The sequence below is a fragment of the Mycobacterium botniense genome (assembly GCF_010723305.1).
GTDB classification, from domain to species: domain Bacteria; phylum Actinomycetota; class Actinomycetes; order Mycobacteriales; family Mycobacteriaceae; genus Mycobacterium; species Mycobacterium botniense.
In genome coordinates this window covers 1,686,165-1,706,398 of sequence record NZ_BLKW01000004.1, presented here as the reverse complement: position 1 = coordinate 1,706,398, position 20,234 = coordinate 1,686,165, and the positions used below count along the sequence as shown (strand labels likewise).

The window sequence follows — 20,234 nt, the reverse complement described above, 5'->3', positions numbered from 1 at the left end:
GGCAACTGGGCGCCATGGTTGTCCGCTGATCGTGTACGAGGTGCCGAGTTGCGCCCGAGGTGGTCACCGGACCCCGCCCCAGTGCCATTGGTCCCCACGAAATGGGTCTTCTTCCTCACCCTGAAACATCTCAGGCGACAGTAGGCTTCGGCCATGACGTATGTGATTGGCAGATCATGTGTTGACGTGATGGACAAGTCCTGCGTGCCGGAGTGCCCAGTCGACTGCATCTACGAAGGAGCCCGCTCTCTGTACATCAATCCTGATGAGTGCGTGGATTGTGGTGCCTGCAAACTAGTTTGCCGCATGGAAGCGATCTATTACGAAACCGATCTACCAGCAGATCAGCAACAGCACCTGGCTGACAATGCCGCATTCTTCAGCGAGATATTGCCTGGCCGCGAGCGTCCCCTGGGCTCGCCCGGCGGCGCGGGCAGGCTGGGGCGGATCGGGGTCGACACGCCGTTGGTCAGTGCCCTGCCGCCACGGTAATCGCACTCAGCCGGCCGCTGTGCGCGCCGATCAGCATTCCTCCGGGCGGGGTTAAGCGGAAGGCGAACCGGACAGCACTGCAGGATTCTTGCCCCCATCGACGGGTCAGCGGGATCGCACCGTCCCAGACCCGCGTCAGAAGGGCCACAGCGTTGGCTCGGCTTGGCCGTCTACCGTGTCTGGGCGGTTTGCCCGATCGCGCTGACCGCGGCCTGCAGTTTGGCGGCGGCTTGGTCGGCGATTTCCTGCAGCGCCCCCGCCTGGCCGGTCACCTGGATCATGACCTGCGGGTCCATCGCCTCGACGATGACCTTTCGGCCCGGGCTGGCAGGGTCGGTTCGCACCACAACGTTGCAGGGCAGCAGCTGACCGATCTGGCGGTCCACATCCAGGGCGCGGTGCGCCAGTGCCGGGTTGCAGGCGCCGAGAATCAGGTAATCCTCCATGTCCTCGCCGAGCTTTTCTTTCAGCGTGGCTTTGACGTCGATCTTGGTCAGCACACCAAAGCCCTGCTCGGCCAGCGCCTGCGTCGTGCGTTCGACTGCCTCGCCGAACGAGGTGTCCAGTGTGGTGCTGAGACCCGATGTCATCGGTAAACCTCCTGGATGTGTCGATGTTGCCGTTTGTCGATGATGTCCACGGGCGCTATGCCAAAGCCAGGAAGAGCTTTTCGAGTTCGGACTCCGTGAGCGGTGCGGTACCGGTCGCGCTGGTTCCGGTGATGCAGTCGCGCAGACCGGATGCGACGATCTTGAACCCCGCGCGGTCCAGGGCGCGGGACACCGCCGCCAGCTGTGTCACGACGTCCTTGCAGTCACGGCCTTGCTCGATCATCGCGATCACCCCGGCAAGTTGTCCCTGGGCGCGCCGCAGCCGATTGAGCACGGCGGACATGCTGTCCTCGTCACGAATCATTGATTCCTCCATCCGCCGACCCCATGTTACCCCCTGGGGTATGCTTGGGCTAGCCGCCGGTCAGCAGGCCCGGGAATACCCCGACGGGTATCACTATTGTAGTGATCATGAGCGCACACAACCACTACCACGCCGTACTCGGCGAGCTGAAACCGCAGCACTGCCCTGTGCGGGAGAGACGGCCCCGGAAGCTGGGGCGGGCGTGAGCACCCAAACCGTTTCACCTACACGACAGAAACACCGCAAAAACGTTACCGAGACACCACAGAAAGGTGTGTGAAATGGGCGTTAAAGAGCTTACTTTCACCGATTTTGAGCCGACGATCCGTGACAATCCGCTCGTCTTGGTCGACTTCTGGGCGCCCTGGTGCGGGCCCTGCCGGGCGTTCGGCCCGGTTTTCGAACAGTCCGCGCGCAAGCATCCCGACATCGTTCACGCCAAGGTCGACACCGATGCTGAGCGGGAGTTGGCAGCCGTTGCCGGCATCCGGTCGGTTCCCACCATCATGGCATTCCGCGACGGCGTGCTGGTATACAGCCAGCCCGGAGCGCTTCCCGCAGCGGTGCTGGAAAACCTGATCGGCCAGATCAAAGCCCTTGACATGGTTGAGGTCCGCGCCAAGATCGCCGAACGCAAAGCCGCCGCCCAGACCTAGTGGGGCGGGTGGACAGCCGGTAGCCGGCCGGCGCCGGCGCCAGCTCACTGCAGACCGTGGGTGAAATCCGGCGGCAGTGGGCTGCGAGAACGATAGCTCCCAACGGATTAATGACTTTTGCCTCTATGCACGGCTACCTCCGCACCGTCGACAATCATGATGCGGCGATCGGGTCGTCATCACCAGGTCGGCTGCGAGATCTGCAGGAGCTGAGGTGATGGCACCGCAACCCAGTCGACCAGCCACATCAGCGGCAATGACCGGCAAGACGTGTGAGAGCCGTCATCAGGCCATCGGCCGGGGCGACTCAGGCACGGGCCCGGTCGATCCCGCTGGTGCGCTGCTGTGGGATGAGCCGGATCCGGGTGAGTGTGCACCGGTGCCGCGGGTTGTCGCGACTATCGCGCTTGCCGGTCGGGCCGGTGATGTGGCGGTCAGCCCCGACAGCGCTTGCGTGTATGTGGCGCAGAGCAACTCGGTCGCGGTGATCAGCCGTCTGAACAACATCACGGGCATTATCTCGGCGTGCGGGCATCCGAAGGATCTGATGTTCGGTATCGACGGCGATCGACTCTATGTGACGAGCTACGAAGGTTGTGTTTCTGTGGTCGACCTCGCCGACCACAGGGTCGGTGTGATTCCCGGCGCCGTGTGCGCGCGGGAGGTCGCGACCACGGATCAGACCCTGGTCTACGCAGCGCACAACGCGAAGCATGATCGTGGTTGCAGCAGCTGGATTTCGGTGAGCACCACCCAAGGCGTCACGGTCGCAACCATTCCCGGTGCGGGCGGCTGCGCGATCGTTGATCTTGCGGCGAACCCCCACGGCACTCGCGTGTACGCCGCCTGTGTTCGGCCCAGCCCGTATCGCCAGTACCGTCGTGGTTTCGTCGCCGTGATCGACACCGCGGCCCACGCCGTGGGCGATGTCATCGACCTGCCTGCCGCCCCGGACAGCATCACGGTCAGCCCCGATGGATTGACGATGTACGTCACGCATGAGGACACCGAATCGGTGTCAGCGGTCAACCTGGCCACCCACTGCGTCACGCCGATTGAACCGGGTGATACACCACTTGCGGTGACGTTGACCCCAGACAGCTTGACGGCGTATGTGACCGGTTGCTGCTCACTGTCGGTCATCGACACGGTGACCAACGCAGCGCAGCGCATCATGGTCGGCGGCCTGCCCCGAAGTGTGCAGATCAGTCCAGACGGCAAGCGCGCATACGTCGGCAATGTGGGTGAGCGGACCGTGTCCGTTATCGACACGATCGTCCAGTGCGTCGTCAACACCATCGACATCGGCGCCTATCCCCACGGATTGGCGATCAGCCCCGACGGCAGTCGCCTCTACGTCAGCGACTACTGGGCCGGCACCGTCACGGTGGTCAGTATTTAGCCGCCCCTGCCGAGCTCAGCGGGTGGTGACCCGGCCTCAGCCCGGCGCCCGGCGGTGGGTCGCTCAGACAAGTATCTGGCGTGCCGCGGCGTTGATGCCTTCGGAGATCATCGGGTGGGGAAAAGCCACCTCGGCCAGGGCACGGGCGTCGAGTCCTTCGTTGAGCGCGAGGGCGAGGGGCGCTACGAGGTGGGCGGCGTCGACGCCGGCAATCTGGGCGCCGAGCAGGCGGGCGCTGTGCGCGTCGAACAGGAGCTTGAGATACCCGATGGTCTCTCCGAGAATCTGGGCCCGGGCGTCGACGGTGTAGTCATAGCTGCCGACAACCACGTCACGGTGCTGTTCGGCGGCTTTCGCCTCGGTGAGTCCCACACTCGCAAGCTCGGGGTCGGTGAAGACGGTAAAGGGCACAGCGGTGAAGTCCATCCGGTCTGCGCTGGCGCCGCCGGCGAGGATGTTGTGCGCGACGACGATGCTCTGGCGCACCGCGGAGTGGAACAGCATGCTTTTGCCGTTGACATCGCCGGGTGCCCACACCGAAGGATTGGTGGTGCGGATTGTGGCGTCGATGAGCGGGGCTCGGTGATGATCGAGCTTGACGGTGAGATGCTCGATTCCGTCGGGAAGAACCGGGACCCGGCCGGTTGCCATGACGACGAGGTCGCCGACGACCGAGTCCTCGGTGCTGTCGTGAGCGGATCGGTAGCGCACCACAAAATCGGTGCCGGAGCGCTCGATCCCGGTGACGGCCGCGCCGAGCTCGAGCCGGACCCTCCCGCGCAACGAGCGCGCCAGAAAGTCGGCCAGGTCCCGGTCGAAGCCCGGCAGCAGCTGGTCGGTGAGCTCCAGGATGACTGGAGCGGCACCGAGGTGCTCCAATATGGTGGCGGTCTCAACGCCGATGTAGCCCCCGCCGATGATGACCGGCCGGTGCGGAAACACCAGATCGGCGCCGAGACGGAATAGCTCGTGGGACGTTGCGGCCAATTCCGCTCCAGGGATAGGAAGTCGGCTGGGGGCCGAGCCGGTGGCAATCACCAGGCTGTGAAAGCCCACGCGGCGAACCTCGCCGGCATCGGTCTCCACCTCGAGCTCGTTTTCGTCGACCACGCGGGCTCCCCCTGCCACGAAGTGCACCGCGGATTCCTTAAGTTCGTTGCGGTGCTGGTCGTAGCGCATCTGCTGGACGGCATCTTTGCGCCTGAGGATGGTGTGCCACCTCGACGTCGCGTCAAGCAGGTCCGGCCCGGGCGGGCCGCTGATATCGGCGAGGGGCCCCCGCCGGGCGCGTTGGTAGCTGAGCGCCGCCTCGCGTACCGCCTTCGACGGCACACAGCCTTCGGCCAGGCAATCGCCGCCGAGGTTACCGATTGGGTCGGCCATGAGCACCTCGCGCCCGGCTGCGGCGAGCCGGAAGGCGGCGGGGTAGCCAGCTCCTCCGGCACCGATGATCGCCACATCCACGAGCTTTGTCATGACCGCCATCATGGCGCCGGGATTCCTAGCCGAGGTAGGGTCATTCGGCCTTAGGTGGACTCTGTGACGGGCTCAGTGTCTGGTCCGTGCTGGCACCGTTGCCGAGCCAGGCTTGCCCTCGGGAGTCCCACTGCCACCTGCTGCTCATATACCCGTGTGGGTATGCTGGCCGGTGACGTGATCTGTGTGGGTCGGTTGACCGTGTGGGGCCGAGCAGCGCGGCGGCCGGATTGGAGCGACGGATGGACGCCGAGGCCTGGAATGCCCGCTACGGCGAGGCTGAACTGCTGTGGGGGACGGAACCGAACACCTTTGTGGCTGCCGAAATGGCGGCTGTGCCGCCGGGCCGGGCGCTGGATGTGGCATGCGGTGAGGGCCGAAACGCGATTTGGCTGGCTAGCCGCGGCTGGCACGTGGTCGGTATCGACTTTTCCGAGGTGGGGCTGGAGCGGGCTGCGCGGCTGGCCGGCTGTGCGGGGGTAGCCGACCGGGTCAGTTTCCGCCTCGTCGACGTGGTGAGCGACCCGCTGCCGGCCGGACCCTTCGACGCCGTGATTGTCGCCTACCTGCAACTGGCGGCCGGCCCACGTCGCACGGTGCTGCGCAAGGCGGCTGCAGCCGTCGCCCCGGACGGCACAGTGGTGGTGGTGGGCCACGACACCACCAACCTCAGCGAAGGGATCGGCGGGCCGCAGGATCCAGCGGTGTTGTTCTCCCCGGCGGATGTGCTCGCCGATCTTGCCGGCCTCGAGGGGCTCGTGGTCGAGAAGGCGCAGCGGGTTCGACGAGTTGTTCCAGGCGCCGACCGGGATGCGATCGACGCACTGGTCCGGCTTCGGCGGGAACCGTTGCCGGGCCGGGGATGACCAGCCGGATGGCGGGTTCGACGCATTGACTGTGCCGGCGGTGTTCTTGACGGCGGCATCGAACACGACCAACGGCCCTGCGATGGGGGGCTTCGGTCTCTACCGGGGGACTGGGTCAGGTGATCGGATCGAGTTGTCCCCACACCATAGGACCTCAGGAGGAGGCATCATGACAACGCTTCCGGTTCGGCGTCGGACGCGCTCGTTTTTTCCGGAGTTGTCGGAGTGGTTTTCCGGTTTCACCGGTCTGCATCCGCTCTTTGAGACCCGGATGATGCGGCTGGAAGACGAGATGAAGAAAGGCTGCTATGAGGTGCGCGCCGAGCTGCCCGGTATCGACCCGGCCAAGGACGTCGATATCACCGTGCATGACGGTCTGCTGACGATCAAGGCGGAGCGCAGCGAGAAAAAGGAATTCAACGGGCGCTCCGAATTCGCGTACGGGTCGTTCGAACGCACGGTATCGCTGCCGGCGGGCGCCAACGAGGACGGTATCGAAGCCAGCTACGACAAGGGCATTCTCACGGTGTCGGTTCCGGTTGCCGAGGCGAAACCCGCCGAAAAGCACGTCAAGGTCAAGTCCTGACGCGGTGGTGCGATCCCGGGGCTTCGGCTCCGGGACCGCAGACCGTATTCCAATCATCTTCTGGATCAACAACTCTCACGTCAGTTATGCCGGGCAGCTGCTGAGTGAGGGTGAACCTGAGATCGCCGGCTCGGCCTTACTCAAGTGGTCCGCGGGTTGTGACCGTGACGACGAATCCCGGTGAGGTCAGCCGAACCCGCCGATTTCGGCCATGATTGCGCCCACCACCTGGGGCACCGCCGCCGCGACCGGCGGGGTCAGTCCGATGCCGTGGCTGGTGTCGGCGGCCTCGACGGTAAACAGCACCAGCCGCTCGGGTGCTCGGCCCAGCGCCCGCCCCAGCGCGAGCGCCCCGGCGATATCGAGATCATGGGTGCTCAGCCCACCCGGGGCGGTCACCTCGCCGGCGGCGATCCGATGGATGCGGCCGGGCGCCGGCGGCGATGCGACCGCCGCGTCGACCAGCACCGCCAGTGCCGCGCCGGGCCACACCTCCAGCAGGCTCAGCGGGTCCTCGATTCCGGCGACGACCCGAACACCGGGGAGTTTCTGTTCGCCGACTGCGGCGGCCACCACGGGTCCGACACCGTCGTCGCGGCGATATGTGTTTCCGATGCCGATGATTACGGTGCTCAACGCCGGTCCACGGTGAGCGTCAGAAAATGCGCCGAGCAGGAAATACAGGGGTCATGGTTACGAATCACCCGCTCGCACAACGCTGTCAGCTCGCTGTCGTCCAGCGTCAGATGCTGCGACACCACCTGCGCCAGATCGGCTTCAATGGCTGCCTGGTTCTGCGCGGTGGGCGGGATGATCGTGGCGGCGTGGATCAGCCCGTCACCGTCGAGCTGGTAGCGGTGATACAGCAGTCCCCGTGGCGCCTCGCTGACACCATGGCCCACCCCGGCGCGGGCCGGCACGTCGACGGCCGGGCGTGCCGGGCGCTCGTACTCGTCGATGATCCGCAGCGCCTCTTCGATCGCATAGACAACCTCGACTGCGCGAACCACGATGCTGCGAAACGGGTTTCGGCATTGCGCGGCCAGTCCGGCGTCGGCTGCCGCGTGCTGGGCGAGCGGTGAGAGCGTCGAGGAGTTCAGCGAGTAGCGCGCCAGCGGGCCGGTGAGATAGCGGCCGCCGTCGAGAGTCGCATGCAGTGCGGTGGAGTAGGGCACCTGCGACTCGGTGACGTGATCGCTGAATTGCGCTGCAGCAAAAGTGGTTCCAGAGCTGCGGGCGATCATGCCGTTTTCGATCGGGTAGCGGCCGGCGGCGGTGAGCGCCATCAGCTCGTGATCGAACTGCAGGTCGGGGAAATCGAATCCGGCCACCCACGCGACCGTGGCCAGCGCGTCATCGAGCGCACCGCGCAGCGGGTCGCGCAGCGACACCAGCTCGGGGCGGGTAGGTACCGAATAAAACCCGCCCAGGCGCACATTGACCGGGTGGATCGCGCGTCCGCCGATGGCTTCCATCAGCCGGTTGCCCGCTTTTTTCAGCCTCAGCCCCCGCTCGACGGCCTCGCGCTGGTCGCGGGACATGCTGATCGCATCCGGGTAGCCGAGAAAGTCCGGCGCGTGCAGCAGGTAGATGTGCAGTGTGTGGCTGTGGATCCACTCGCCGCAGTACAGCAGTCGGCGCAGCGCGAGCAGTTGCGGATCCACATCGACCCCGCAGGCGTCCTCGATGGCGTTGCAGGCGCTGACCTGGTAGGCCACCGGGCAGATGCCGCAGACCCGCGCGGTGAGGTCCGGCGGCTCGGTATACGACCTGCCGCGCAGGAACGCCTCGAAAAACCGCGGCGGCTCGTAGATGTTCAGCTCGACGCTCTCCAACGCCCCGTCGCGCAATCTGACGTGCACGGCGCCTTCGCCTTCCACCCGGGTCAGCGCGCCGACGCCCAGCGTGCGGGTGGGCGGGGTCACGGTGTGCCCCGTTCGGCGGCGAAGGCCGCGACATTGAACGTCGAGAACACCCGCTCGACATCGTCCCCGGACATCCCGTCACGGCGCAGCAGCGGGATCAGCGTCGCGGTGTGCGGCACCGCGGACGGGCCGAAACAGCCGTAGCAGCCGCGGCGATGCCGGGGACACAACGCCCCGCAGCCGGCGTGGGTGACCGGGCCCAGGCACGGGGTGCCGTCGGCAACGAGGACACAGGTCACGCCGCGCAGTTTGCATTCGGTGCACACCGTCTTGGCCGGCAACCGGGGTTTGCGCCCGACCAGCAGCGCCGCCAGGGTGTCCAGCAGCTGGCCGCGGTCGATCGGGCAGCCTTGCAGCTGGTAGTCGACAGTGACGTGCGCCGACGCCGGTGTGGACGTCGCCAGGGTGTCGATGTATTCCGGTTTGGCGTAGACCACCGAGGTGAATTCGGTGACGTCGGCGAAGTTGCGCAGCGCCTGGACACCGCCGGCGGTGGCGCACGCCCCGATGGTGACCAGCACCCGCGACTGTTCGCGGATCTCGCGGATGCGCCGCTCGTCGGCCTTGGTGGTGATGGATCCCTCGACCAGCGACACCTCGTAGGGTCCGCCGACGATCGCGCTGGAGGCTTCCAGGAAGGTGGCGATCTGCACCTGCCCGGCCAGCGTGAGCAACTCGTCCTCGCAGTCCAGCAGGGTCAGCTGGCAGCCGTCGCAAGAGGCGAACTTCCAGACCGCCAAGGTGGGTGGGCTCATCTACAACTCCTTGACCGCGAGCAGGGGGCGGGCGACGTCGTAGCCGACCACGGGACCGTCCAGGCACAACAGCAGCGGCCCGAGCTGGCAGTGGCCGCACCAACCGATCCCGCACTGCATGGTGCGCTCGAGTGAGACCCGGATGTCGCTGGGCGCTATCCCCTTATCCAGCAGTGCCTCACCGGCGGAGCGCATCATCGGCTCCGGCCCGCACAGAAAAGCCGTGGTGCGATCGGGATTCAGCGCCAGCCGGTGCAGCGGCTCGGTGACGAACCCGATCTCACCCGGCCAGCCTTGCACCGGCACATCGACGGTGAGGTGCACCTCGATCCGCGGGTCCGCCGTCCATGTGTCGAGCTCGCCGGCGAACAAGAAGTCCGCCTGGGAACGGGCTCCCGCGATCAGCACGATCCGGCCGTAGTCCTGCCGGTGGGCCAGTGCGCCCAGCACCGCCGGACGCAGCGGGCACAGCCCCACACCACCGGCGACCATGACCAGATCCCGGCCGACGGCCTCCGCCAGCCCCCAGGTGGTGCCAAACGGGCCCCGCACGCCGACCACGGTGCCGACCGGCGCGTCGTGCAGGGCGCGGCTGACCGCGCCCACCGCGCGGATGGTATGGGTGATGGTGCCGTCGGTGACGGTGGGGTCGCCGCTGACAGAGATCGCCACTTCGCCGACACCGAACGCGTAGAGCATCATGAACTCGCCCGGTTGGGGAGCCCGCAACGCGTCCTTCAGCGGTTCCAGGCACAACGTCGCCGAATCCCGGTTCTCCTGCACGCGGCTGCGAACCCGGTAGGGGGCCGGTGTCATGGGGGCGTCAGCCGGGGATATCAGCAAAGCAGGGTCAGTCATCGTCGGCCTCAGCGCGGGCCAGCAGGTTCATTTCCTCGGTGATATCGATGCCGGTCGGGCACCAGGCGATGCAGCGCCCGCAACCCACACAGCCCGACATCCCGAACTGGTCATGCCACGTGCCCAGCTTGTGGGTCAGCCAATGCCGATAGCGTGATGCCCCGGACTGGCGGACGCTGCCGCCATGAATGTAGGTGAAGTCGAACTCAAAGCACGACGCCCAGTGCTGCCAGCGTTCGGCGTGCTCACCGGTCAGATCGGTGACGTCCTCGGTGCTGGTGCAGTAGCACGTCGGGCACACCATCGTGCAGTTCCCGCAGGTCAGGCAGCGGTCGGCCACCTGCTCCCACTGCGGCGACTCGCGCGAACGAATCAGCAGCTCCCGATGATTCGTCTGCGGCATCTGGCGGCCCATGCGGTGTGACGCCGCTGCGACAGCAGCCCGGGCACGACTGGTTTCGGCGACACCGGCGCCACGATGCGGCACCGCCGCCAGCACCTCGGCGCCCTGCGGGGTGCCGACGTCGACGAGATAGCGCCGGCCATCGCCGTCGACCTGTTCGGTCAGGGCCAGGTCATAGCCCGGCCCGGCGGCGGGTCCGGTGCCCATCGACGCGCAGAAGCACAGACCGCCCGGCTCGGTACAGTTCACCGCGACGACGAAGAGCCGCTGCCGCCGCTTGACGAACGAGCCGTCCGGAAACGTGCCGCGGCCCAGTACCCGATCCAGGGTCGCGATCGCGGCCAGGTCGCAGCCGCGCAGGCCGATAAACGCACAGGGCGGCACCTCTGCTGTGTCCTCCGTCATCGGGCCGCCGCGCTCAGCAGACCACAGCCGCCGCCGCGGTGGGTGCAGAAACTGTTTCTACGACTGCGGACCGGCCGAATGCGCGAACACCGCGTCATCGTCGCGGCGCCGCAGCCGATAATGCCCCGGGCCCACGTCCACACCCCACCCGCAGGGCAGGTCTTCGGCCGACTCGAGCTCAGCGAGCACGATCGCGTTATCCCGCAGCGTCGGGCCGATCACCCGATGACCGCGTTCGATCAACACATCGACCAGGCGCTTGAGCCCGGCCACGTCCAGAATCACCGCCGGTGCGGGGTCCTCCGAGGCTACGTCGCTACGTTGGTTCATCGACAACACCGGTTGATTGCGGCGGGTGTGGTGCCCGCTTGTGCCGTGGCCCCGCGATCACACCGAGCGATAGCACTGCGCCGGCGCTGACCCCGCCGGCGGCGCGTGACGCCCGGGTGGGCTATCCGCCAACGGCGCGGATCGAGCGGGAAAGTCAGTGATGGCGGCTCGTCCACCCGCATGATCGTGCCCTGCCTGTCGCGGAGTTCCCAGAGCCGAAAGGCCCTGTCCACCATGGCCGCTTGTCACCACAACGAGTGGCGCCGGGACCATCGGCACGAAATCAAGGACCAACGACCCTGAACGACGTGCACCGGCATCGGTAGGGTTGCACGCGACTGGCCGGTTACCCGCCGGCAAGTCTGCGCCTGTGACACGCGATGTTGAGATGATCGTTCCCGATGACCAGGACATGAGGGAAGCCACGGCGTCAGCGTTCGTCGCTGACCCGCCGCAGACGGAGGGCTCGCCATGGTGAGGGTCTTTTTGGTCGACGACCACGAAGTGGTTCGCCGGGGAATCATCGACCTACTCGGCTCTGATCCCGAGCTGGACGTCGTCGGCCAGGCCGGTTCGGTCGCCGAAGCGTTGGCGCGAATACCGGCGGTGCGGCCCGATGTCGCGGTGCTCGACGTCCGGCTGCCCGACGGCAGTGGAATCGAGCTGTGCCGTGACTTGCTGTCTGACTTGCCTGAACTGCGCTGCCTGATGTTGACCTCGTTCACCTCAGAGGAGGCGATGCTGGATGCGATTCTGGCCGGCGCCAGTGGATATGTGGTCAAAGACATCAAGGGCATGGAGCTCGCACAGGCCATCAAAGATGTCGGTGCCGGCAAATCACTGCTCGACAACCGGGCAGCAGCGGCGTTGATGGCCAAGCTCCGTGGTGCTGCCGACCATACCGATCCGCTGCTGGGACTCACCGACCAGGAACGCACCCTGCTCGCCCTGCTCAGCGAGGGACTGACCAACAAGCAGATCGCGGCGCGGATGTTCCTCGCCGAAAAAACCGTGAAAAACTACGTATCGCGGTTGCTGGCCAAGCTGGGAATGGAGCGGCGGACCCAGGCGGCGGTGTTCGCGTCCAAACTGAACGCGTCGGGCCGCCATGGCGATCGTTAACACGCCGGCGCGGTTCGGTTGCACCATGAGCTCATGACCAGGGCACCAGACAAAGGGGCGATGCCCCAGCTGCGCGACACATTGTCGCAACTGCGGTTGCGCGAGCTGCTGGTGGAGGTTCAGGACCGCATCGAACAGATCATCAAGGGTCGTGACCGGCTGGACGGTCTGGTCGAAGCCATGTTGGCAGTCACATCCGAGCTGGACTTGGACGCTGCGCTGCGTGCCATTGTGCACACCGCCATCGAGCTGGTCGACGCCCGGTACGGGGCACTGGGAGTGCGGGGCAGCGGACACGAGCTCATCGAGTTCGTGTACGAGGGCATCGACGAGAAAACGCGGGAGCACATCGGGCATTTGCCCGAAGGCCGTGGTGTGCTCGGGCTGCTGCTTGACGATCCGAAGCCGATCCGGCTCGACGACATCGCGCAACACCCGGCATCGGTGGGATTTCCCCCGCATCACCCTCCAATGCGGGCATTTCTCGGCGTGCCGGTCCGGATTCGCGACGAGGTGTTCGGCAATCTGTATCTGACCGAGAAGACCAATGGGCAGCCGTTCAGTGAGGACGACGAGGTGCTTGTCCAGGCCCTGGCTGCTGCCGCCGGCATCGCGATCGAAAACGCCCGCCTCTACGAGCAATCCAGGATCCGCCAGTCCTGGATCGAAGCGACCCGCGATATCGCAACCAAACTGCTCTCCGGTAGCGACCCGGCGACGGTTTTCCGGCTCATCGCCCGATCAGCCCTGAAACTGACTGACGCTCAGGCAATTCTGGTCGCGGTGCCGTCCGGGGATGACACACCGTCGGACGAGGTCGATGAACTGCTGGTGATCGAGACCGCCGGCGAGCTGCCCCCGTTGCCTGAGGTGCCGGCGATCGCGGTCAGCGCGACGGCGGTGGGGCAGGTTTTCCGCGATCGCACACCACGGCGATTCGACCACCTCGACCCCGGGATCGACGGGCTGACCATGGCGGCGGGCCCCGCCCTGCTGGCACCTCTTCGCACCACCGACAAGGTCGCTGGTGTGGTCGTTGCCCTGCGCAATACGGGCGCCATGTCGTTTAGCGAAGAACAACTGGAGATGATGGCCGCTTTCGCCGACCAGGCGGCGCTGGCATGGCAGCTGGCCACTGCGCAGCGATTGGCGCACGAACTCGATGTCTTAGCCGATCGCGACCGCATCGCCCGGGATCTGCACGACCACGTTATCCAGCGTCTGTTCGCGGTCGGGCTCGCGCTGCAGGGGACGATCCCGCGGGCACGCTCACCCGAAGTGCAGCAACGACTTTCGGAGTATGTCGACGATCTGCAAGCCGTCATCCAAGAGATCAGGTCGACCATCTTCGATCTGCACGGGCCGGCTTCGGGAATGACCAGGCTGCGCCAACGGCTCAGCGAAGCGATCACCCAATTCTCCGACAGCAAGGTGCACATCACGACCCAGTTCGTCGGACCGCTCTCGGTGGTCGATGCCACATTGGCCGATCACGCCGAGGCTGTCGTGCGCGAAGCAGTCAGCAACGCTGTGCGGCACGCAAACGCCACCTCGCTCACTGTCACCGTCGTGGTCGAAGACGAGCTGTCCATCGAAGTGGCCGACGACGGCCGCGGCATCCCGGAGAACATCACCGGCAGCGGATTGACCAACCTGCTGCAGCGTGCTCAGGCGGTGGGCGGCACGTTCACAGTCGACAGTCCCCCTGCTGGGGGCACCGTGGTGCGCTGGTCGGCGCCGCTACCTGATCCCGGACGCCAACAACCCGGGAGTCGGCGCTAAGCCGCGCCGGGTGCCGCTGTGTCACGGCTTGTCCGGGATGAAGTCCCCCGAAGTCGGGTCTTTCGGCTCTAGGAGCCCAACGCCGATCCCGCCACGCTGGATTGAGCGGACTGGTGATCGAAAGCGAGACAATGAGCGCCCACTTCCCGGATCGGGAGACCATCCAGACGGTTTTGTCGCTGGCAATCCGTGCGCCCTCGGTGCACAACACGCAGCCGTGGCGGTGGCGGGTGGGGCAGCAGAGGCTGCATCTCTACGCCGACCCCGGTTTGCAGCTGCCCAGCACCGACCCGGACAGCAGGGATCTGATCGTGAGCTGCGGTATTGCGCTGCACCACTGCCTGGTCGCGTTGGCGGCTCTGGGGTGGCAAACCAAGGTTTACCGGTTACCCGACCCCGATGAGCCGAAACACCTTGCGGTGATAGAGGTTTATCGTCACCCGGCCAACGAGCTCGACATCACGCTCGCGTCGGCCATCCCCCGGCGGCGCACTGACCGGCGCCCTTACAGTTCGCGGACAGTACCCACCAACTACATCACGCTAATGGGTGCGCGCGCTGCCCGCGGGGGCGTGATGCTGCGCCAAATCGAGTCGCTACCCCGATTGCAACACATTGTGGCGCAGGCCGTTCGGCGACATGCGGCCGACCACGACTACGTGACCGAGCTCACCACGTGGAGTGGACGTTACGCTTCGCTGGCCGGGGTGCCCGCTCGCAACACACCCAAACCCGATCCGGCCGCACCGATACCGCCGCGACTGTTCGCCGGTCCCGCGCTGACACCCCGTGACACCGACACCGGGCAGGACAATGCGGTGGTGTTGGCGCTGGGCACCAAAGACGACAGCACCCTGGCCCGGCTCCGCGCCGGCGAAGCCACCAGCCTGGTATTGCTGAGCGCGACCGCGCTCGGCCTGGCCAGCTGTCCGGTCACCGAACCGCTGGAGATCCCCGAAACACGTGACGCGGTGCGGGTCGAGGTTTTCGGGATCAGCGGGTATCCACAGATGTTGCTGCGAACCGGCTGGGCGCTGCCCGATGCCGAACCTTTACCGCAAACTCCGCGCCGCCCCCTCGCGGATGTGGTCGAGTGGCCGGACGGACCGGCGACTCGCTGACGGGGCGACACAGCAGGGAGATAACCCAAAACCGACAGCGCAATTAAAGCGTAATTGATAATGACGATGCGTCGTCGGTCAGGTCGATGTCGAGGTGTACCACACCGTCGCCGGATGCCGAATGTCGCGGCCGTAGCCCCGTCTCGGCGAGCACCGTGAAAATCAGATGGTTGCTGGCCAAGACATCGGCGACGAGGTGCCGGATCCCATGGTGGTGGGCGATCTGCGCGAGCCTGCGCAGCAACGTGGTTCCCACCCCGCGCAGCTGATCGTCGTGGGCGACGACGACGGCCACTTCGGCGGTGTCGGGCTTGCCGCACACCACATAGTTAGCCACACCGACTAACTAGATGGGGGTGCGGATTTCTCGTTAAGCCTGGGGGATCGCCGGGGGGTCGGTGAGCTGGGTGTGCTGGTGGGGTCGTTCGATTGGCGGTGCGCTGGTCGTGGCGCGGTCGAGGCATCGGGAACCGGTGAGTTTTTCCTGGATTTGATTTTACTCACGATTTACTGAGGGTGTGGCTACCATTCGTCGCGGGTGGGTCGGTAGGTGTCGGGTCGGAGGGTCGTGAGGTGGGTCATCGACGTCGCAGTACGGCTAGGGGCTGGTTGGGTTGGGGCGGGTGTTGGGGTTGTCGTGTGTTGGGTGTGGGGGCATCGGTGGGTGCGGTGGCCGCGGCAGTGTTGGTCCCGGGGCGGGGGGCTCCGACGGCGCGGGCTGATGTGGTGGATTGGATTGTTGACCCGATCGTTGAGCCGCTAAGCGCTGCGGCGATGGCGGCGACCACCGGGCTCGGTGATGTGGGTTTAGGTGGTGTTGATGCGGGGTCGGCTGTGGTGTTGCCGCCTGGGCTGGATGCGGTGTTGGTGGGGTTGGTGGCGGAGCTGAACAGCGCGGTCAACGGGTTGGCTCAGGGGTGGATCACCGGCCCGATCGGCGCCGCGGTGGATCCGGTCATCAATGCGCCGTTTGTGTTTTTGGTGGGGCGGGATTTGATCGGTAACGGGGTCGACGACTTCACCGGGGCCAACACGTCGCTATTGGGCAGCTCGGGGATGTTCGGCAATTTGAGCGACGGGGGGTTGTTGGTCGGCGACGGTGGCACCGGGGTCCCTGGGGTGGCCGGGGTTGACGGTGGGGATGGCGGGGTGGGTGGTTCGGCTGGGTTGATCGGTGAGGGCGGTGCCGGGGGGGTCGGGGTGGACGGTGGGACCGGCGGGGCTGGCGGTGACGGTGGGGAAGCGGGAACGGTGGGCCTGGTGGTGGAGCTGGTGGGGCTGGTGGTTCGGCTGGGTTGTTCGGCAACGGTGGGGCTGGAGCGGCAAGGCTGGGTCACTGGTGGACGATGGTGCTGGAAGGGAGGAAGGGTGCTGGGTTGGGATCGGTGATGGAAGGAATGGCGGCGCCGGCAAGGCGGGGGCAGCAGCGGTGGTGCCGGCGGGGTCGGTGGCCACGGCGGGCAGGGCGGACTGGGCGGTGTTGGCGGTCGTGGTGGCGCGGGAGGGGTGAGCGGCATGGTCGGTGCCGGTGGTGATGGAGGGGCTGCCGGGGCCGGCGGCACTGGTGGCACCGGCGGTGATGGCGGTGTCGGCGGGGCGGGCTACAGCCAAACCGGGGACACCGGTCTTAGTGGCGGGAACGGTGGTGACGGCGGGGCCGGTGGTGAGGGCGGGGCCGGTGGCGCGGCAGGAACAGCGGGAATAGGTGGTCTCAACGGGACCGGTGCCGACCGGGCCGCCTCCGGGATGACCGGCAAAGGCAATGGTGGGATGGTGGGGAACGGGCCGGGCCAACAGGGCGGGCGGGGGGACGGCACGGCTACGGCGGCGCCGGTCAGGACGGCGGGGCCGGCGGGACCGGCGGCAACGGCGGGGACGGCGGTCAGGGTGGGGCAGCCGGGACCGGCCACATCGACGGAACAGTGGGTGCGGGCGGGGTCGGCGGCAACGCCGGTAACGGCGGCACTGGTGGCACGGGTGGCAGCGGCGGTGTCGGCGGCGCCGGCTACACCTATACCGGGGACACCAGCGCCAACGGCGGGAACGGCGGGAACGGAGGCAACGGCGGTGACGGCGGGGCCGGCGGCGCGGCGGGAACAGCGGGAACGGGTGGTCTGAACGGGGCCGGGACCGGAACTGTTGGTGTGCGGGGAGCGGTGGCAGCAGGGACCGGATGACCGGCGGTGACGGCGGTGACGGAGGCCATGGCGGATCGGGTCTCATCGGCGGCTCCGGTGGTGAGGGGGGCCTCGGCGGCATCGGCGGGCGGGGTAACTTCGGCGGCACCGGTGGTAATGGCGGCACCGGCGGCACCGGCGGCTCGGGTGTTCTCGTCGGTGGCCCCGGTGGCCCCGGTGGCCCCGGTGGCCCCGGTGGCCTTGGTAGCGTCGCTCTCGGTAGCGGCCATGGCGGCGACGGCGGCGACGGCGGCACCGGCGGCACCGGCGGCCCCGGCGACGGCGTGCCCGGCGGACTCGGCGGTTCCGGCGACCCCGGCTCCGCGTACAGCGGCGATAGCGGCGGCGCCGGCGGTGCCGGCGGCGCCGGCGGGGCCGGCGGCTAGGCCAGGCGCGCTCGACCAGCCTTGGCCGTTGCAAATACCCAGCCACTGCCGGGTGTTCTTATCGATTCTCTCCGGTGGTCGCGTATCGACGGTATGTGATCCGGTTCTCGCGTTCTTGAGCAAGTCCGTCGCGGCGTGTGATGCGGATGGCATCACCGCGTTCTTCGTGTTCGTCGTTGCGAGTCACGTGCTTCAGGGCGGCATGCAGCCAAATCCCGCTGACACTATCGCGGTCACCGTCGCCGGTCGGCGCAGTTGTGCTTGAGTTCCCCGATTTGTTAACTGGGGTTGAGCCGTGATGGTGGACACCTGACTCGTCAGACCGCTGGTTTCCGCGGCAGGGCACATATCGTAGAGAGTCCTAGCCTCGATCCCTTCCGTAACAGCCCGGCCAGCGCCTCGCCGTCGGCGATCTCCGGGAGGTCCAACAACGCCAGCAGCGGGTGATGGCCGAAGGACTTCTTCCACGTCGGGGCCGCGTCCTGTTTGTTGTCGGAATGGTCGATCACCACGGTGGCGTCGATGTCGATATAGAGGGGCTGACCAGGAGCGGGGGGCGGCTCCGCCAGCCCAGGCCGCCGTCCGCGCAGCCGTCCGTGCGGCGCGAACCTTCGGCAGGTGGGCGGCGTCGATACGCTCATCGACGCACCGCCACATCGTCGTCGTGGAGCCCTTGGCCCCGACTACATGCTCACGATCCTCACAGAGCCGGCCGACTCCGTTGATACAGTCCGCCCTGTCGGCCACCGCAGCAGCCAGATCCGCGAACACCGCCCCCGGGGCATAGGTCCACGACCCCTTGTAGGTATCCGCCAAAACCGCCGTGACCTGGGCCGGCAACCCCGTCAGGTCGGCCAGTTCCCGCAACAGGCCCATCCCGGCGTGCGACACCTCCCCGCGTCCGTCCACCAATACTTTCACCCGCTGTGCCACCGCGATACTCTTCACTTGCGGGGTGCCTCTCACGCATGCACCGATCTTCCTTAGATAAGTAGATCTTTTACTGCGGGACAGGCACTTTCGCGTATCAACACCCAGCTACATCGACATCCCGCGAAAAATCCGGGCTAATAGGATGCGCTTCCCGTCAAGTCGACGTCGAGATGTACGACACCGTGGCTGGGCCTCAAGTGTCGCGGCTGTAGCCCCGCGTCGGCGAGCAGCTTGAACATCAGGTAGTTGGTGGTCAAGACGTCGGCGACGAAACGCCGGATCCCGTTGTGGCGGGCGATCTGTGCAAGCCTGCGAAGCAACGTGGTTCCGAGACCGCGCATATGATCGTCGTGGGCGACGACGACGGCCACTTCGGCGGTGTCGGGCTTGCTGGATACCACGTAGTTGGCCACACCGACCAATGTTCCCGACTCGAATGCGCCCAGTGCATAGCCTTTGCCGTTGCGTTCGGTGAGCTTGTGCGCCAGGGTTTTCAGATATGTCGGATGCATCGTGAAAAACCGCAAATAGCGCTCACGGTCGGTGAGTGTGTCATGAAGCTCGATAACCGCATCGATATCCGTATCGTTAAGCCGGCGGAGCTGCACCGCAGCCCCATCACGAAGCCTCACTGAGGTTTCGTCCACCCATCCGTTTTCCGTCATCGCCACCTGCCGTATTCGATCCGATGCGAGACCGAACCTAGGAGCGGACAACCAGCACCGAGCACTGAGCGTGATTGAGGATGGGATGGCCGTGCGGGCCGATCAGCTGAGCGAGCTGATGGGCCTCGGAGCTGCCGATCACGGCAAGCTGGATTTGCTTGGTGTTGTCTGCGAGGAACTCGGTGACGCCAGTGCGTGTTTTAACGGAATAAATGTGCACATCGGGGTAGCGCCGGCTCAACATCTGCACCTGCGTGTCCAGTTCGTCGGATGTGTCCTTCCCGTCGTGCAACGCGCCAACGGCCAGCACCGGCGCGTGACGCCGTCCGGCCTCGTCCATCGCATAGGCGATCACACCCTCGTTGGCCGATGGACCGTCGATCCAGACCACGATCCACCCCTCGTCAGCTTTGGACCGGTTCTGCTCGGTGCGGATAATCGCGACCGGGCACCTGGCGGAGCTGGCGAGTTCTGCGGCGGTTGAGCCGAGTATGGCGCGGGTGAAACGCCCGATTCCTACCGCGCCGACGCAGACCATGTCGGCGTAGCGGGATTCGGCGACGAGCGTGGCGACCGGATCACCGCGGACAATCACCGTTTCGACTTTGACGGGTTTTGCGGTGGCCGACACTGCAGCGGAGGCACTGCGCAGCGCGGCCTCCGCGTATTCGAGCCCGTAGTCGAGCTCCCTTCGCACATTGCCCACCGACGTCAGGGGGGCTGGTTCGGGCTGCTCCGTCATCACGTGGATAAGTCGCAGCGGCACGTCTCGGTTGATCGCTTCATCGGCTGCCCATTCCGCTGCTCCGATCGCAGATTGGGAGCCATCGATGCCGACCACGACCGATCGGCGAGAATGCGTGCTATTCATTGTGTTCTGGTCCCTTGACGTTCGGTCGGCAGCCTAGACAAAGTGCCATGCAACGCCTCCACGCGGAGCGAGTCGACCAAACCGCGGTGCATCACCGCACGGTTGTCG

The 20,234-nt window shown here is 66.4% G+C and carries 19 protein-coding genes and 3 pseudogenes; 10 read left to right on the top strand and 12 right to left on the bottom strand.

Going from position 1 to position 20,234, the window contains the following annotated elements; all coding sequences use genetic code 11:
* The first annotated feature begins 153 nt into the window (after positions 1–153).
* Positions 154–492, top strand: a complete 339-nt coding sequence (gene fdxA / locus G6N08_RS17845; protein WP_163759447.1) for a ferredoxin — start codon at positions 154–156, stop codon at positions 490–492.
* A gap of 170 nt (positions 493–662) precedes the next feature.
* Here the strand turns inward: fdxA and G6N08_RS17840 are convergent, their stop codons facing one another.
* A complete protein-coding gene (locus tag G6N08_RS17840; RefSeq protein ID WP_163759446.1) occupies positions 663–1,082 on the bottom strand; it encodes a DUF302 domain-containing protein in 420 nt (139 codons plus the stop codon).
* A gap of 55 nt (positions 1,083–1,137) precedes the next feature.
* Positions 1,138–1,407: a metal-sensitive transcriptional regulator gene (locus G6N08_RS17835; RefSeq protein ID WP_163760845.1), complete on the bottom strand. Its 270-nt coding sequence runs from the start codon at positions 1,405–1,407 to the stop codon at positions 1,138–1,140.
* A 281-nt stretch (positions 1,408–1,688) separates the two neighbouring features.
* Here G6N08_RS17835 and trxA point away from each other — a divergent pair, with 281 nt between their 5' ends.
* Together trxA and G6N08_RS17825 are read left to right on the top strand one after the other, a co-directional pair.
* The gene (gene trxA / locus G6N08_RS17830) at positions 1,689–2,063 is read left to right on the top strand and encodes a thioredoxin (RefSeq protein WP_163759445.1); all 375 of its coding nucleotides are present in this window, start codon (positions 1,689–1,691) and stop codon (positions 2,061–2,063) included.
* Positions 2,064–2,319: 256 nt separating this feature from the next.
* Positions 2,320–3,465 carry a YncE family protein gene (locus tag G6N08_RS17825; protein ID WP_163759444.1) on the top strand — a complete coding sequence of 382 codons (1,146 nt, stop codon included), beginning with the start codon at positions 2,320–2,322 and terminating at the stop codon, positions 3,463–3,465.
* 63 nt (positions 3,466–3,528) lie between these two features.
* Here the strand turns inward: G6N08_RS17825 and G6N08_RS17820 are convergent, their stop codons facing one another.
* On the bottom strand, positions 3,529–4,941 hold the full coding sequence (locus tag G6N08_RS17820) for a dihydrolipoyl dehydrogenase (RefSeq protein WP_218033394.1): 1,413 nt from the start codon (positions 4,939–4,941) through the stop codon (positions 3,529–3,531).
* Positions 4,942–5,183: 242 nt separating this feature from the next.
* Here G6N08_RS17820 and G6N08_RS17815 point away from each other — a divergent pair, with 242 nt between their 5' ends.
* Together G6N08_RS17815 and G6N08_RS17810 are read left to right on the top strand one after the other, a co-directional pair.
* The gene (locus G6N08_RS17815) at positions 5,184–5,807 is read left to right on the top strand and encodes an SAM-dependent methyltransferase (RefSeq protein WP_163760841.1); all 624 of its coding nucleotides are present in this window, start codon (positions 5,184–5,186) and stop codon (positions 5,805–5,807) included.
* Between the two features lie 166 nt (positions 5,808–5,973).
* Positions 5,974–6,393 (top strand): Hsp20/alpha crystallin family protein, encoded by a 420-nt coding sequence (locus G6N08_RS17810; protein WP_170301306.1) that lies wholly within the window; start codon positions 5,974–5,976, stop codon positions 6,391–6,393.
* Positions 6,394–6,579: 186 nt separating this feature from the next.
* Here the strand turns inward: G6N08_RS17810 and G6N08_RS17805 are convergent, their stop codons facing one another.
* The 5 genes and pseudogenes from G6N08_RS17805 to G6N08_RS17785 form a co-directional block, all read right to left on the bottom strand.
* Complete coding sequence (locus G6N08_RS17805) at positions 6,580–7,029, bottom strand: hydrogenase maturation protease (protein WP_163759442.1); 450 nt, start codon at positions 7,027–7,029, stop codon at positions 6,580–6,582.
* Complete coding sequence (locus G6N08_RS17800; RefSeq protein WP_163759441.1) at positions 7,026–8,318, bottom strand: Ni/Fe hydrogenase subunit alpha; 1,293 nt, start codon at positions 8,316–8,318, stop codon at positions 7,026–7,028. The genes G6N08_RS17805 and G6N08_RS17800 overlap by 4 nt, the downstream gene beginning before the upstream one ends.
* A complete protein-coding gene (locus tag G6N08_RS17795; protein WP_163759439.1) occupies positions 8,315–9,073 on the bottom strand; it encodes an NADH-quinone oxidoreductase subunit B family protein in 759 nt (252 codons plus the stop codon). Before G6N08_RS17795 ends, G6N08_RS17800 begins: the two co-directional genes overlap by 4 nt.
* Positions 9,074–9,931: an FAD/NAD(P)-binding protein gene (locus G6N08_RS17790; protein ID WP_163759436.1), complete on the bottom strand. Its 858-nt coding sequence runs from the start codon at positions 9,929–9,931 to the stop codon at positions 9,074–9,076.
* Positions 9,924–11,069 (bottom strand): annotated as a pseudogene (locus G6N08_RS17785) (4Fe-4S dicluster domain-containing protein). Before G6N08_RS17785 ends, G6N08_RS17790 begins: the two are co-directional and overlap by 8 nt.
* Positions 11,070–11,540: 471 nt before the next feature.
* Between G6N08_RS17785 and dosR the strand changes: the two are divergent.
* The 3 genes from dosR to G6N08_RS17770 all read left to right on the top strand — a co-directional run bounded on the left by dosR (position 11,541) and on the right by G6N08_RS17770 (position 15,094).
* A complete protein-coding gene (gene dosR / locus G6N08_RS17780; RefSeq protein ID WP_163759435.1) occupies positions 11,541–12,191 on the top strand; it encodes a hypoxia response regulator transcription factor DosR/DevR in 651 nt (216 codons plus the stop codon).
* A 33-nt stretch (positions 12,192–12,224) separates the two neighbouring features.
* A complete protein-coding gene (locus G6N08_RS17775; protein WP_246216794.1) occupies positions 12,225–13,973 on the top strand; it encodes a GAF domain-containing sensor histidine kinase in 1,749 nt (582 codons plus the stop codon).
* A 131-nt stretch (positions 13,974–14,104) separates the two neighbouring features.
* The gene (locus tag G6N08_RS17770) at positions 14,105–15,094 is read left to right on the top strand and encodes an Acg family FMN-binding oxidoreductase (RefSeq protein ID WP_163760837.1); all 990 of its coding nucleotides are present in this window, start codon (positions 14,105–14,107) and stop codon (positions 15,092–15,094) included.
* A gap of 43 nt (positions 15,095–15,137) precedes the next feature.
* Here the strand turns inward: G6N08_RS17770 and G6N08_RS17765 are convergent, their stop codons facing one another.
* Positions 15,138–15,431, bottom strand: coding sequence for a GNAT family N-acetyltransferase (locus G6N08_RS17765; RefSeq protein ID WP_163759433.1), 294 nt, complete (start codon positions 15,429–15,431; stop codon positions 15,138–15,140).
* Between the two features lie 311 nt (positions 15,432–15,742).
* Here G6N08_RS17765 and G6N08_RS21370 point away from each other — a divergent pair, with 311 nt between their 5' ends.
* Together G6N08_RS21370 and G6N08_RS21465 are read left to right on the top strand one after the other, a co-directional pair.
* Complete coding sequence (locus G6N08_RS21370; protein WP_163759430.1) at positions 15,743–16,483, top strand: hypothetical protein; 741 nt, start codon at positions 15,743–15,745, stop codon at positions 16,481–16,483.
* Positions 16,484–16,642: 159 nt separating this feature from the next.
* A pseudogene (locus G6N08_RS21465) lies at positions 16,643–17,654 on the top strand (hypothetical protein); the annotation flags it as partial.
* A gap of 371 nt (positions 17,655–18,025) precedes the next feature.
* On the opposite strand, the pseudogene G6N08_RS17740 reads toward G6N08_RS21465, so the two are convergent.
* The 3 genes and pseudogenes from G6N08_RS17740 to G6N08_RS17730 form a co-directional block, all read right to left on the bottom strand.
* Positions 18,026–18,605 (bottom strand): annotated as a pseudogene (locus G6N08_RS17740) (transposase); the annotation flags it as partial.
* A 119-nt stretch (positions 18,606–18,724) separates the two neighbouring features.
* On the bottom strand, positions 18,725–19,255 hold the full coding sequence (locus G6N08_RS17735) for a GNAT family N-acetyltransferase (protein ID WP_246216866.1): 531 nt from the start codon (positions 19,253–19,255) through the stop codon (positions 18,725–18,727).
* Positions 19,256–19,292: 37 nt separating this feature from the next.
* Entirely contained in the window at positions 19,293–20,126 is an 834-nt protein-coding gene (locus G6N08_RS17730) for a universal stress protein (RefSeq protein WP_163759421.1), read from the bottom strand.
* Positions 20,127–20,234: the final 108 nt, after the last annotated feature.

Excerpts from the sequence above, each read along its gene's own strand:
- fdxA (WP_163759447.1), top strand. The coding sequence starts at position 154 with ATGACGTATGTGATTGGCAGATCATGTGTTGACGTGATGGACAAGTCC.
- G6N08_RS17840 (WP_163759446.1), bottom strand. The coding sequence starts at position 1,082 with ATGACATCGGGTCTCAGCACCACACTGGACACCTCGTTCGGCGAGGCA.
- G6N08_RS17835 (WP_163760845.1), bottom strand. The coding sequence starts at position 1,407 with ATGATTCGTGACGAGGACAGCATGTCCGCCGTGCTCAATCGGCTGCGG.
- trxA (WP_163759445.1), top strand. The coding sequence starts at position 1,689 with ATGGGCGTTAAAGAGCTTACTTTCACCGATTTTGAGCCGACGATCCGT.
- G6N08_RS17825 (WP_163759444.1), top strand. The coding sequence starts at position 2,320 with ATGACCGGCAAGACGTGTGAGAGCCGTCATCAGGCCATCGGCCGGGGC.
- G6N08_RS17820 (WP_218033394.1), bottom strand. The coding sequence starts at position 4,941 with ATGACAAAGCTCGTGGATGTGGCGATCATCGGTGCCGGAGGAGCTGGC.
- G6N08_RS17815 (WP_163760841.1), top strand. The coding sequence starts at position 5,184 with ATGGACGCCGAGGCCTGGAATGCCCGCTACGGCGAGGCTGAACTGCTG.
- G6N08_RS17795 (WP_163759439.1), bottom strand. The coding sequence starts at position 9,073 with ATGAGCCCACCCACCTTGGCGGTCTGGAAGTTCGCCTCTTGCGACGGC.
- G6N08_RS17790 (WP_163759436.1), bottom strand. The coding sequence starts at position 9,931 with ATGACTGACCCTGCTTTGCTGATATCCCCGGCTGACGCCCCCATGACA.
- dosR (WP_163759435.1), top strand. The coding sequence starts at position 11,541 with ATGGTGAGGGTCTTTTTGGTCGACGACCACGAAGTGGTTCGCCGGGGA.
- G6N08_RS17775 (WP_246216794.1), top strand. The coding sequence starts at position 12,225 with ATGACCAGGGCACCAGACAAAGGGGCGATGCCCCAGCTGCGCGACACA.
- G6N08_RS17770 (WP_163760837.1), top strand. The coding sequence starts at position 14,105 with ATGAGCGCCCACTTCCCGGATCGGGAGACCATCCAGACGGTTTTGTCG.
- G6N08_RS17735 (WP_246216866.1), bottom strand. The coding sequence starts at position 19,255 with ATGACGGAAAACGGATGGGTGGACGAAACCTCAGTGAGGCTTCGTGAT.
- G6N08_RS17730 (WP_163759421.1), bottom strand. The coding sequence starts at position 20,126 with ATGAATAGCACGCATTCTCGCCGATCGGTCGTGGTCGGCATCGATGGC.